This is a genomic window from Pseudomonas onubensis, from assembly GCF_965653655.1.
GTDB lineage: Bacteria > Pseudomonadota > Gammaproteobacteria > Pseudomonadales > Pseudomonadaceae > Aquipseudomonas.
In genome coordinates, this window is record NZ_CBFHAZ010000143.1 from 1 (window position 1) to 12,440 (window position 12,440).

The window sequence follows — 12,440 nt, forward strand, 5'->3', positions numbered from 1 at the left end:
GGGGTAAACCGGCAGGGATGCCGGTTTAGCCGCGCTGGGCCAAGGATGGCCCATCGCGGCGGCCCCCCAAATCACTGTCGGATTGCGGGCATGCCGAGCCATAGCGAGGCACCGAGTGTTGGGGCGAGGACTTTTTGGTTACTTTTGACTGGGCCGGCATTCCGGTCCTTGCAAAAGTGAGCCGCTGTAAGAGCGGAACCATAGGCCGCCGTTACCCAAATAACGGATATGTACACGATCAAACCACAGCAGGCACCAAAAACGCCGCTTCCAACAACTGCCGCGTATAAGCATGCTGCGGATCCGCAAAGATCCCCGCCGCGTCCCCCTGTTCCACCACTTGCCCATGCTTGACCACCATCAACTGGTGACTCAAGGCCTTCACCACCGCCAAATCATGGCTGATAAACAGATACGTCAGGTTGTACTTGGCCTGCAGCCCCCGCAACAATTCCACCACTTGCCGCTGCACCGTGCGGTCCAGCGCGGACGTCGGTTCATCGAGCAATATCAAGCGGGGCTTGAGCACCAAGGCACGGGCGATGGCGATACGTTGACGCTGCCCACCGGAAAACTCATGGGGGTAACGATGCCGCGACTCCGGGTCCAGGCCCACTTCCTTGAGCGCTGCAATAATCGCCACTTCCTGCTCGGCCGGCGTGCCCATCTTGTGGATACGCAACCCTTCGCCAACGATCTCACTCACACACATCCGCGGGCTCAAGCTGCCGAACGGGTCTTGAAACACCACCTGCATCTCCCGCCGTAGCGGGCGCACCTGTTGCTGAGTCAAGCGGTCAAGCTGCTGGCCTTCAAAGCGAATCCCGCCTTTGCTGGCGATCAGGCGCAGAATTGCCAGGCCCAGGGTGGACTTGCCCGAGCCGCTTTCACCGACGATGCCCAGTGTCTGGCCCTGGGGCAGGCTGAAGTTGATGCCATCCACCGCCTTGACGTAATCGACGGTGTTGCGCAAAAAGCCCTTTTTGATCGGGAACCAGACCTTCAGGTCGTCGACTTCCAAGAGTGGCGGCCCGACCTCGTTACTGGCTGGCCCACCGCTGGGCTCCGCCGCCAGCAGTTCCTGGGTGTAAGGGTGCTGGGGCGACTGAAACAGCGTCTCGCAATCAGCCTGTTCAACGATGCAACCCTGCTGCATCACACACACGCGGTGGGCGATGCGCCGCACCAGGTTCAAGTCATGGCTGATCAGCAGCAAGGCCATGCCCAACCTGGCCTGCAGTTCTTTGAGCAGCTCCAGGATCTTCAATTGCACGGTGACGTCGAGGGCCGTGGTCGGCTCGTCGGCGATCAGCAACTCGGGTTCGTTGGCCAGGGCCATGGCGATCATCACTCGCTGGCGCTGGCCGCCGGACAGTTCGTGGGGCAAGGCCTTGAGGCGCTTGTGCGGCTCGGGGATGCCCACCAGTTCAAGCAGTTCCAGGGTGCGCCGGGTCGCGACTTTGCCGGTGAGGCCTTTGTGCAGGCCGAGCACTTCGTTGATCTGCTTCTCAATCGAATGCAGCGGATTCAGCGAGGTCATTGGCTCCTGAAAGATCATCGCAATGCGGTTGCCGCGAATATGCCGGATGGTTTTTTCTTTGAGGGTCAGCAGATCATGCCCGGAGTAACTGATGGTACCGGCCGGGTGCCGCGCCAGTGGGTAGGGCAACAGGCGCAGGATCGAGTGGGCGGTCACCGATTTGCCCGAGCCGCTTTCGCCGACCAGCGCCAGGGTTTCGCCGCGCTTGATATCGAAGCTGACGTGGTTGACCACGCGGTGGTGATTGTCGCCGGTGACGAACTCGACGCAGAGGTCGCGGACTTCGATCAGATTGTCCTGATTCATCTCATTTCCTCGGGTCGAAGGCATCGCGAGCGGACTCGCCGATAAACACCAGCAAACTCAACATGATCGCCAGCACGGCAAACGCACTCATGCCCAGCCACGGCGCTTGCAGGTTGGATTTGCCCTGGGCTACCAGCTCGCCCAGGGACGGCGAGCCGGCCGGCAGGCCGAAGCCGAGGAAATCCAGGGCGGTAAGGGTGCCGATGGCGCCGGTGAGGATGAACGGCATGAAGGTCATGGTCGAGACCATGGCATTGGGCAGGATATGCCGGAACATGATCGCGCCGTTCTGCATGCCCAGCGCTCGGGCGGCACGCACATATTCCAGGTTGCGCCCGCGCAGGAACTCGGCGCGCACCACGTCCACCAGGCTCATCCACGAAAACAGCAGCATGATGCCTAGCAGCCACCAAAAGTTGGGCTGCACAAAGCTGGCGAGGATGATCAGCAGGTACAGCACCGGCAAACCCGACCAGATCTCCAGGAAACGCTGGCCGGCCAGGTCGACCCAGCCGCCATAGAAGCCCTGCAAGGCGCCGGCGACAACGCCGATGATCGAGCTGAGCACGGTCAGCGTCAGGGCAAACAGCACCGACACCCGAAAGCCGTAGATCACTCGCGCCAGCACATCGCGGCCCTGGTCGTCGGTGCCCAGCAGGTTGACGCTGGAGGGCGGCGCTGGCGCGGGGACTTTCAGGTCGTAGTTGATGCTCTGGTAGCTGAACGGGATGGGCGCCCACAGCGTCCAGGCGTCCTTGGCCTTGAGCAGTTCCTGGATATACGGGCTTTTGTAGTTGGCCTCCAGCGGGAATTCGCCGCCAAAGGTGGTCTCCGGGTAGCGTTTAAGCGCCGGGAAATACCAGCCACCGTCGTAATGGACTGCCAGCGGTTTATCGTTGGCGATCAACTCGGCGCCCAGGCTCAGCACGAACAGAATCAGGAACAGCCACAGCGACCACCAGCCACGTTTGTTGGCTTTGAAACGCTCGAACCGGCGGCGATTGAGGGGGGACAGGTTCATCTCAATGCTCCCGGCTGGCAAAGTCGATACGCGGATCGACCAGGGTGTAGGTGAGGTCGCCGATCAACTTCACGATCAACCCCAGCAAGGTGAAGATAAACAACGTGCCGAACACCACCGGGTAATCGCGGTTGATCGCCGCTTCAAAGCTCATCAGGCCCAGGCCGTCGAGGGAAAAGATCACCTCGACCAGCAGCGAGCCGGTGAAGAAAATCCCGATAAACGCCGAAGGGAAACCGGCAATCACCAGCAGCATGGCGTTACGAAACACATGGCCGTAGAGCACGCGGTGGTTGGTCAGGCCTTTGGCTTTGGCGGTGACCACGTACTGTTTGTTGATTTCGTCGAGGAAGCTGTTTTTGGTCAGCAGGGTCATGGTCGCGAAGTTGCCGATGACCAGCGCGGTGACGGGCAGGGCCAGGTGCCAGAAATAATCGAGGATCTTGCCGCCCCAGCTCAGTTCTTCGAAATTGTTGGAGGTCAGCCCGCGCAAGGGGAACCAGTCCAGGTAGCTGCCGCCGGCAAACACCACGATCAGCAGGATCGCGAACAAAAACGCCGGGATCGCATAGCCGACGATGATCGCCGAACTGGTCCACACATCGAAGTGGCTGCCATGCCGCGTGGCCTTGGCGATGCCCAGCGGGATCGACACCAGGTACATGATCAGCGTGCTCCATAACCCGAGGGAGATGGACACCGGCATCTTTTCCTTGATCAGGTCAATGACCTTGGCGTCGCGAAAGAAGCTGTCGCCGAAATCCAGGCGTGCATAGTTCTTGACCATGATCCACAAACGTTCCGGCGCCGACTTGTCGAAGCCGTACATCTTTTCGATTTCCTTGATCAGCGCCGGGTCCAGGCCCTGGGCGCCACGGTAGCTGGAGCCGGCCACCGAGACCTCGGCACCGCCACCGGCGATGCGGCTGGTGGCGCCGTCGAACCCTTCGAGTTTGGCGATCATCTGTTCCACCGGGCCACCGGGGGCGGCCTGGATGATGATGAAGTTGATCAGCAAGATCCCGAACAGCGTGGGGATGATCAGCAACAGGCGGCGAACAATATAGGCCAGCATTTAATCGCCTCCGCTCGCCGGATCGGCGCTTTGGACAGTATCGACGGCAGGTTTGACTTCAGGTTTGGCCCACCAGGTGGCCGTGCCGACGTCGTAGCGTGGCGGGACCTTGGGGTGACCCAAGTGATCCCAGTACGCCACGCGGTAGGTCTTGATGTGCCAGTTGGGGATCACGTAGTAGCCAAACTGCAAGACCCGATCCAGCGCCTTGGCGTGGTCAACCAGGCTTTGGCGCGAGTCGGCGTTGATCAACTCTTCGACGAGTTGGTCGACCACCGGGTCCTTGAGGCCCATGTAGTTGCGGCTGCCGGATTTGTCGGCGGCGGCGGACGACCAGAATTCGCGCTGCTCGTTACCCGGCGAGGTGGACTGCGGAAAGCTGCCCACCAGCATGTCGAAGTCCCGCGAACGCAGGCGGTTGATGTACTGCGAAACGTCAACGCGGCGGATCACCAGGTTGATCCCAAGGTCCGCCAGGTTGCGCTTGAAGGGCAGCAATACCCGCTCAAACTCGGTCTGGGCAAGCAGGAATTCGATGGTCACCGGTTTGCCGGTGGTGTCGACCATTTTGTCGTCGACGATCTTCCAGCCAGCCTCCTGCAACAGCTGGTAAGCCTCACGCTGCTGGGTGCGGATCATGCCGCTGCCGTCGGTTTTGGCCGGCTCAAAGGCTTGAGTGAAGACTTCGGCCGGGAGCTTGTCGCGAAACGGCGCGAGGATGGCGGTTTCCGCCGGGCCGGGCAGGCCGGTGGCGGCCATCTCCGAGTTTTCGAAGTAGCTGCGGGTGCGGGTGTAGGCGCCATTGAACAGCTGTTTGTTGCTCCACTCGAAATCCAACAGCAGGCTGATGGCCTTGCGTACCCGCACATCCTGGAACATCGGCTTGCGCGTATTGAACACAAACCCTTGCATGCCGGTGGGATTGCCGTTGGGAATTTCTTCCTTGATCAACCGGCCCTGGGCCACGGCCGGAATGTTGTAGGCGTTGGCCCAGTTTTTGGCGCTGAACTCCAGCCAGTAGTCGAACTGCCCGGCCTTCAAGGCTTCCAGGGCCACGGTGCTGTCACGGTAGTAGTCGGTGATGCGGTTGTCGAAGTTGTAGAAACCCTGGGTCACCGGCAGGTCCTTGGCCCAGTAGTCCTTGACTCGCTCATAGCGCACCATGCGCCCCGGCTTGACCTCGGCGACCTTGTACGGGCCGCTGCCCAGCGGTATTTCCAGGTTGCCCTTGGCAAAGTCACGCGTCGCCCACCAATGCTTGGGCAATACCGGCAGTTGGCCGAGGATCAGCGGCAATTCACGGTTATTGGTGCGCTTGAACTTGAACAGCACACGCAGCGGGTCTTCGGCGACCACTTCGTCGACGTCGGCGTAGTAGTTGCGGTAGAGCGGCGAACCGTCCTTGATCAGCGCCTGGAAGGTGAACACCACGTCTTCGGCACGGATCGGGTGGCCATCATGGAAGCGCGCTTCAGGGCGCAGGTAGAAGCGCACCCAGCTGTTGTCCGGGGCCTTTTCGATCTTGCCGGCCACCAGGCCGTATTCGGTGACGGGCTCGTCCAGGCTTTGCATGGCCAGGGTGTCGTAGATCAGTGGCAGGTTGTCTGCGGGCACGCCCTTGCTGATGTAGGGGTTGAGGCTGTCGAAGCCGCCCATGCTCGACTCACGGAAGGTGCCGCCCTTAGGTGCGTCAGGGTTTACATAGTCGAAATGCTTGAAGTCGGCGGGGTACTTGGGTGGCTCGCTGTACAGCGTCAGCGCATGTTGCGGCGCGGCGTTGGCTGCGCCGCACGCTAACAAGGCGCCAAACAAGGCGGTGCGCAAAGTCATCATTGGGCTTTCTCCGAAGCTTTCAGCCACCATGCGCTCAGGCCCAGGCTGTAGGGCGGCGTGGTGACAAAGGCGAACCGGTTGCGGTACGCCAAGCGATGATAGTTGAGGTACCAGTTGGGAATACTGTAGTGCTGCCACAGCAGCACCCGGTCGAGGGCGCGGCCGGCGGCCAATTGTTCTTCGCGGGTCTGCGCCGCCAGTAGCTGCTCGAGCAGGTGGTCGACTACCGGGTTGGTGATGCCGGCGTAGTTTTTGCTGCCCTTGATTGCCGCCTGGCTGGAGTGGAAGTACTGCCACTGCTCAAGGCCGGGGCTCAAGGTCTGGTTGAGGGTGATCAGGACCATGTCGTAGTCGAACTGATCCAGGCGCTGCTTGTATTGCGCCCGGTCAACGGTGCGCAGGCGCGCGTCGATGCCGATGCTTTTAAGGTTCTCGACGTAGGGCTGCAGGATGCGTTCAAGGTTGGGGTTGACCAGTAGAATCTCGAAGCGCAGCGGTTGGCCCTTGCTGTCGAGCAGGCGCTGGTCGGAGAGTTTCCAGCCGGCGTCGCCGAGCAACGCCAGGGCGCGTCGCAGCGTCTCGCGCGGAATGCCACGCCCATCGGTCTGCGGCAGGCTGAAAGCCTGGGTGAACAGGTTGGGCGGTAACTGATCGCGGTAGGGCGAGAGCATCAGCCATTCATGCCCCACCGGTACGCCGGTCGCCGAAAACTCGCTGTTGGGGTAGTAACTCAGCGTGCGTTTATAGGCGCTGCTGAACAGGGTGCGGTTGGTCCATTCAAAATCGAACATTAACCCCAGCGCCTCACGCACCTTGGTCTGGCTGAAGGTCGGCCGCCGCGTGTTCATGAACAGGCCCTGGCTCTGGGTCGGGATCTGGTGGGCGATCTGCGCCTTGATCACGTCGCCGCGGTTGACCGCCGGGAAGTTGTAGCCGGTGGCCCAGTTCTTGGCCTGGTGTTCGATATAGATATCGAATTCGCCGGCCTTGAAGGCTTCGAACGCCACGTCGCTGTCGCGGTAGAACTCCACTTCGACCTTGTCGTAATTGTAGAAACCCTGGTTGACCGGCAGGTCTTTGCCCCAGTAATCCTTGACCCGCTCGAACACCAGTTGGCGGCCTGGGGTGACTTTGGTGATGCGATACGGCCCGCTGCCCAAGGGCGGCTCGAAGGTGGTGGCCTTGAAATCGCGGTTCTTCCAGTAATGCTGGGGCAGTACCGGCAGTTCGCCCAGACGCAGGATCAACAGTGGGTTGCCGGCGCGCTTGAACACAAAACGGATGCGATGGCGGTTGAGGATGTCGACCCGCGCTACCTCCTGCAGGTTGGTGCGGTACTGCGGGTGGCCTTCGGTAAGCAGGGTGCGATAGGAGAACGCCACGTCATAGGCGGTGATCGGCTTGCCATCATGAAAACGTGCTTCCGGGCGCAGGTTGAACACCACCCAACTGCGGTCCTCGCTGTACTCCACCGATTGCGCGATCAGCCCGTAGCTGGAGGTGGGTTCGTCACCGGATGGCGCGTACTGGCCGGTGCCGACCATCAGCGGCTCGTTCAGCTCGTTAACGCCGTATTGCAGGAAGTTGGGCGTGGAAACCGGGCTGGTGCCCTTGAAGGTGTAGGGGTTGAGGGTATCGAAGGTGCCAAATGCCATGACCCGCAATATCCCACCTTTGGGCGCTGCAGGGTTTACCCAATCGAAGTGGGTGAATTTTGCCGGGTACTTGAGTGTGCCGAACTGCGTGTAACCGTGGCTCTCGGTAATCGTCGCGTTCGCAGCAAAGCTCAAGGCCAGACTTATTAGTAGAAGGAGGGGACGCTTCAAGTCAGAGATCCGATCCAGGCGGCTTGGGCTTTATGATCGGTACAGTAACAGCTTGTTCCGGTTGGAAAAAGGTGGCTGAAAACACTGGGGACCCAATGTGGGAGCGGGCTTGCTCGCGAATGCAGTGTGTCAGTCAACAGAGATGTTGAATGTGCCACCGCATTCGCGAGCAAGCCCGCTTCCACATTTGCTCCCCGGTGTTCTTGAGGGCTTAGCGTGGCCCGGAAACCACCAGCATCTGCCCCGGCTTCAACGCCTGGCCAGTGCGCGGGTTCCAACGCTTGAGATGTTGCATCTCCACGTTGAAACGCTTGGCGACGATGTACAGCGAGTCGCCTTTCTTGACCTTGTACTGCACCGGCTTCTTGCTGCTGGCCACCAGTTTGCGGGTGTCCTGCATCACCAGGGTCTGGCCGACCTTGAGGGCCTGGCCGTTGAGCTTGTTCCAACGCTGCAGGTCATGCACATCGACCTTGTTCGCCTTGGCGATCAGCGTGAGGTTGTCGCCACTGCGTACCTTGTAGTTGCGGGTACGCCCGGCCACGCGTGTGCTCTCAACTTCGTCGAACACCTGCTTTTTCGGGCGCATCGCCAGCAATTCTTCGGGCTTCATCGTCGAAAGGGTGCTGGTGAGCAACTGCGCCTTTGAGCTGGGCACGAGCAAATGCTGCGGGCCATCCAGGGTGGTGCGTTGTTTCAGTGCCGGGTTGAGCTGGAACAGTTCGTCTTCGTCGATCTCGGCCAGCGCGGCAACCCGGGACAGGTCCATGCTTTGCTTGACTTCAACCACTTCGAAGTACGGCGTGTTGGCAATCGGGCTCAGGTTGACGCCGTAGGCCTCGGGGGCCAGCACCACTTGGGACAGCGCCAGGAACTTGGGCACGTAGTCCTTGGTTTCCTGGGGCAGGGGCAGGTTCCAGTAGTCGGTAGGCAGGCCGAGCTTTTCGTTGCGCTCGATGGCCCGGCTGACCGTGCCTTCGCCGGCGTTGTAGGCCGCCAGGGCCAGCAGCCAGTCGCCGTTGAACATGTCATGCAGACGTGTCAGGTAGTCCAGGGCGGCGGTGGTGGAGGCGGTGATATCGCGGCGGCCGTCGTAGGCGCGGGTCTGGCGCAGGTTGAAGTAGCGCCCGGTGGAGGGGATGAACTGCCACAAGCCGACCGCATCGCTGCGCGAATAGGCCATGGGGTTGTAGGCACTTTCGATCACTGGCAGCAGCGCCAGCTCCAGAGGCATGTTGCGTTCTTCAAGGCGTTCGACAATGTAATGAATGTAGAGGCTGCCGCGTTCGCCGGCGTTCTCTAAAAAGGACGGGTTGCTGGCGAACCACAAGCGTTGTTGCTCGATGCGTGGGTTGACACCCAGGCCGTCCTGCAATTGAAAGCCCCGGCGCATGCGTTCCCAGACATCCTGGGGCACTTCGGGGCTAGGCTTCTCTGAGAGCCAAATAGGTTTTTGCTTGATCTTGGCAGCAAGATTGGGTTTGGGTTGCACGGTGGATTGTGCAGCGAAATTGGTCGATTGGCAGCCCGCCAGAGTCGCGGAAACGGCCACCGCCACGGCTTGAGCCAGGCGGGTCAATGCGTCTGAAGAAATGGATTTACGAATAGATGACGACATTGGCTGGAAGTAAGTTCCGGGCAAAAATGTCGGGCGATTCTAGAAAGCGCTTTGGTTCCGGTCAACCATTCAGAAATTCCGTATCAGATTGCGTCCGCTTAGAACTTATCTTTCCAAGCCCTCAAGCTAGCAAACACCTCGGCCCCAGTGCGGTTGTCGCGACCGTTCCGTTCGTCCGCTTTTTGTTTAACGGATGTTTCGGCGGTACGCAGAAAAGGGTTAGTACGTTTTTCCAGAGCCAGGTTGGAGGGCAGCGTCATCTCGCCACGGGCGCGCAATTGCTTGACGGTTTCGATGCGTTCGGCGATATCGGTATTATCGGGTTCCACGGCGTGGGCAAATTTGAGGTTACTTTGCGTGTACTCGTGGGTGCAGTACACCAGCGTGTCGGCGGGCAGGGCGGCCAGGCGCTCAAGCGAGGTGTGCATTTGTTCCGGGGTGCCCTCGAACAGGCGCCCGCAGCCGGCGGCAAACAGGGTGTCGCCACAAAACAGCACGCCCTGGTGGTAATAGGCGATATGGCCGAGGGTATGGCCGGGCACGCTATAAACGTCGAAGTCCCAGCCGAGTGCGCTGATGCGCTCGTTATCGTGCAGGGCCACGTCGCGGGCGGGGATTGTCTCGTTCGCCGGGCCGTAGACCTGGGCGCCGGTCACCTGTTTGAGCTGTTCGACGCCGCCGACATGATCATGATGGTGGTGGGTTATCAGGATGTCGCTGAGCCTGTACCCAGGGTTTTGCTTGAGCCAGGCCAGCACCGGCGCGGCATCGCCGGGGTCGACCACGGCGCAGCGTTGGGTAGCAGGGTCTTGTAACAACCAGATGTAGTTATCGGTGAAGGCGGGCAGGGCACTGATCTGTATCATTCTTCGATTCGCCAAGCTGAACACATTGGTGCATCTTAGAACTTCTAGGCGAGTTGGAGAATGCAATGACTGATAAAGCGTTCGCCCAGGCCGATCCTGAATGGCTGGCCCTGATCAGCGCAGCCCGTGATTGGCTGTCCGGGCCGATCGGGCAATTTTTGCTGGATGAAGAGCGGCGCATGCTCGAAGACGAGCTGGGCCGGTTCTTTGGTGGTTACCTGGTGCACTACGGCCCGTCGGCGCAGACGCCGCCCGCTGCGCCGCAGGTGCAACGCAATGTGCGCCTGGGCGCGCCATTGCCTGGGGTCGAGATTGTTTGCGAGGAGCAGGCCTGGCCGCTGAGCGAACATGCTGCCGATGTGGTGGTGCTGCAGCATGGCCTGGATTTCTGCCTGTCGCCCCACGGTTTGCTGCGCGAGGCCGCCAGCAGCGTGCGCCCAGGTGGCCATTTGCTGATTATCGGCATCAACCCCTGGAGCAGTTGGGGCCTGCGCCATGTGTTCGCCCATGATGGCCTGCGCCAGGCGCGCTGCATCGCGCCGTCGCGGGTGGGCGACTGGTTGAACCTGCTGGGCTTCGCGCTGGAGAAACGCCGCTTCGGGTGCTATCGTCCGCCGCTTGCGTCTGCCAAGTGGCAAGGCCGGCTGGCCGGCTGGGAACGCCGCGCAGGTGCCTGGCAACTGTCGGGCGGCGGCTTCTATTTATTGGTCGCGCGCAAGATCGTGGTTGGGCTGCGGCCGGTGCGTCAGGTGGCGCGTCAGCCCATGGGCAAGCTGGTGCCGATGCCGATGGCCAAGGTCAACCGCAAGCAAAGCGAACCGTAAAACCCTCTTTTTGATTTAAGACCGAGCAACTGATGACCGATACCGTAGAACTCTTCACCGATGGCGCCTGCAAGGGCAACCCTGGCCCCGGCGGCTGGGGCGCGTTGCTGGTGTGCAAAGGCGTGGAGAAGGAACTGTGGGGCGGCGAAGCCAACACCACCAACAACCGCATGGAGCTGATGGGCGCCATTCGCGGCCTCGAAGAACTCAAGCGCCGCTGTGACGTGCTGTTGGTCACCGACTCGCAATACGTGATGAAGGGCATCAACGAGTGGATGGTGAACTGGAAGAAGCGCGGCTGGAAAACCGCGGCCAAGGAGCCGGTAAAGAATGCCGACCTGTGGCAACTGCTCGATGAGCAATGCAACCGCCACGACATCACCTGGAAATGGGTACGCGGCCACATCGGCCACCCGGGCAACGAACGCGCCGACCAGTTGGCCAATCGTGGCGTGGATGAAGTGCGGGGCTACAAACAGAGCTGAGCCGGCCGACGTGTTAACATCGCGCCCCTTGATTCACACCACACTGCATACCACCGTTGAGAGCTGAACCCTGATGGCCATCCGATCTGTTGTACTCGATACCGAAACCACCGGCATGCCGGTGACCGATGGTCACCGGATCATTGAAATCGGCTGTGTCGAATTGATGGGTCGGCGTCTCACCGGGCGCCACTTTCACGTCTACCTGCAACCGGATCGTGACAGTGACGAGGGCGCGATTGGCGTCCACGGCATCACTGATGAATTCCTCAAGGGCAAGCCGCGCTTCGCTGAAGTGGCGGACGAGTTTTTCGAGTTCATCAACGGCGCTCAGCTGATCATCCATAACGCGGCGTTCGACGTCGGCTTCATCAATAACGAATTTGCCCTGATGGGGCAGACCGAGCGCGCGGATATCTCCCAGCACTGCTCGATCCTCGATACCTTGATGATGGCCCGTGAGCGTCACCCCGGCCAGCGCAACAGCCTGGATGCCTTGTGCAAGCGTTATGGCGTCGACAACTCCGGCCGTGAACTGCACGGCGCCTTGCTCGACTCCGAGATTCTCGCCGACGTTTACCTGACCATGACCGGCGGGCAGACGAGCCTGTCCCTGGCGGGTAACGCCTCCGATGGCAGCGGCTCGGCGGAAGGCTCGGGCAACCGGCCTTCGGAAATCCGCCGCTTGGCGGCGGATCGCAAGCCGACCACCATTATCCGTGCCAGCGAGCAGGACCTGGCCGAGCATGCGGCGCGCTTGGAAGCGATTGCCAAGTCGGCGGGTGCGCCGGCGTTGTGGTCGCAACTGACTCAGCAATAGTCACTGTCGAGCACGGTTGAACATGTGGGAGCTGGCTTGCCTGCGATAGCATCAACTCGGTGTGCCTGACACACCGAGGTGTCTGCATCGCAGGCAAGCCAGCTCCCACAGAAAAGCAGCTCTTCAGTGCATGTAAATCGGCAGCCGACCTCATATTCAAAACCACATGCGGTCAACTGTGGGAGCGGGCTTGCTCGCGAATGCGGTGGGTCAGTCAATTCATCTG

Annotated in this window: 10 protein-coding genes; 3 read left to right on the forward strand and 7 right to left on the reverse strand. The window is 60.7% G+C overall.

The genetic code is table 11. From position 1 onward, the window contains the following. Positions 1-238: 238 nt before the first annotated feature. The 7 genes from ACTD9P_RS27695 to gloB form a co-directional block, all read right to left on the reverse strand. Positions 239-1,846 carry an ABC transporter ATP-binding protein gene (locus ACTD9P_RS27695; RefSeq protein WP_438870145.1) on the reverse strand — a complete coding sequence of 536 codons (1,608 nt, stop codon included), beginning with the start codon at positions 1,844-1,846 and terminating at the stop codon, positions 239-241. Between the two features lies 1 nt (position 1,847). Then, positions 1,848-2,867, reverse strand: a complete 1,020-nt coding sequence (locus ACTD9P_RS27700; protein WP_200433912.1) for an ABC transporter permease — start codon at positions 2,865-2,867, stop codon at positions 1,848-1,850. 1 nt (position 2,868) lies between these two features. Further along, positions 2,869-3,942 (reverse strand): microcin C ABC transporter permease YejB, encoded by a 1,074-nt coding sequence (locus ACTD9P_RS27705; protein ID WP_056859494.1) that lies wholly within the window; start codon positions 3,940-3,942, stop codon positions 2,869-2,871. After that, the gene (locus tag ACTD9P_RS27710; protein WP_438870146.1) at positions 3,943-5,775 is read right to left on the reverse strand and encodes an extracellular solute-binding protein; all 1,833 of its coding nucleotides are present in this window, start codon (positions 5,773-5,775) and stop codon (positions 3,943-3,945) included. Next, on the reverse strand, positions 5,772-7,601 hold the full coding sequence (locus ACTD9P_RS27715) for an extracellular solute-binding protein (RefSeq protein WP_438870147.1): 1,830 nt from the start codon (positions 7,599-7,601) through the stop codon (positions 5,772-5,774). The genes ACTD9P_RS27710 and ACTD9P_RS27715 overlap by 4 nt, the downstream gene beginning before the upstream one ends. 211 nt (positions 7,602-7,812) lie before the next feature. After that, on the reverse strand, positions 7,813-9,219 hold the full coding sequence (locus tag ACTD9P_RS27720; RefSeq protein ID WP_056859491.1) for a transglycosylase SLT domain-containing protein: 1,407 nt from the start codon (positions 9,217-9,219) through the stop codon (positions 7,813-7,815). Positions 9,220-9,317: 98 nt separating this feature from the next. Continuing rightward, on the reverse strand, positions 9,318-10,085 hold the full coding sequence (gene gloB, locus ACTD9P_RS27725; RefSeq protein ID WP_438870148.1) for a hydroxyacylglutathione hydrolase: 768 nt from the start codon (positions 10,083-10,085) through the stop codon (positions 9,318-9,320). Between the two features lie 65 nt (positions 10,086-10,150). Here gloB and ACTD9P_RS27730 point away from each other — a divergent pair, with 65 nt between their 5' ends. The 3 genes from ACTD9P_RS27730 to dnaQ all read left to right on the forward strand — a co-directional run bounded on the left by ACTD9P_RS27730 (position 10,151) and on the right by dnaQ (position 12,214). Beyond that, positions 10,151-10,909 carry a class I SAM-dependent methyltransferase gene (locus tag ACTD9P_RS27730; RefSeq protein ID WP_017136933.1) on the forward strand — a complete coding sequence of 253 codons (759 nt, stop codon included), beginning with the start codon at positions 10,151-10,153 and terminating at the stop codon, positions 10,907-10,909. Positions 10,910-10,941: 32 nt separating this feature from the next. Further along, positions 10,942-11,394 carry a ribonuclease HI gene (gene rnhA / locus ACTD9P_RS27735; protein ID WP_017136932.1) on the forward strand — a complete coding sequence of 151 codons (453 nt, stop codon included), beginning with the start codon at positions 10,942-10,944 and terminating at the stop codon, positions 11,392-11,394. A gap of 79 nt (positions 11,395-11,473) precedes the next feature. Beyond that, a complete protein-coding gene (dnaQ, locus tag ACTD9P_RS27740) occupies positions 11,474-12,214 on the forward strand; it encodes a DNA polymerase III subunit epsilon (protein ID WP_169987818.1) in 741 nt (246 codons plus the stop codon). Positions 12,215-12,440 lie beyond the last annotated feature (226 nt).

Excerpts from the sequence above, each read along its gene's own strand:
- ACTD9P_RS27695 (WP_438870145.1), bottom strand. The coding sequence starts at position 1,846 with ATGAATCAGGACAATCTGATCGAAGTCCGCGACCTCTGCGTCGAGTTC.
- ACTD9P_RS27700 (WP_200433912.1), bottom strand. The coding sequence starts at position 2,867 with ATGAACCTGTCCCCCCTCAATCGCCGCCGGTTCGAGCGTTTCAAAGCC.
- ACTD9P_RS27705 (WP_056859494.1), bottom strand. The coding sequence starts at position 3,942 with ATGCTGGCCTATATTGTTCGCCGCCTGTTGCTGATCATCCCCACGCTG.
- ACTD9P_RS27710 (WP_438870146.1), bottom strand. The coding sequence starts at position 5,775 with ATGATGACTTTGCGCACCGCCTTGTTTGGCGCCTTGTTAGCGTGCGGC.
- ACTD9P_RS27720 (WP_056859491.1), bottom strand. The coding sequence starts at position 9,219 with ATGTCGTCATCTATTCGTAAATCCATTTCTTCAGACGCATTGACCCGC.
- gloB (WP_438870148.1), bottom strand. The coding sequence starts at position 10,085 with ATGATACAGATCAGTGCCCTGCCCGCCTTCACCGATAACTACATCTGG.
- ACTD9P_RS27730 (WP_017136933.1), top strand. The coding sequence starts at position 10,151 with ATGACTGATAAAGCGTTCGCCCAGGCCGATCCTGAATGGCTGGCCCTG.
- rnhA (WP_017136932.1), top strand. The coding sequence starts at position 10,942 with ATGACCGATACCGTAGAACTCTTCACCGATGGCGCCTGCAAGGGCAAC.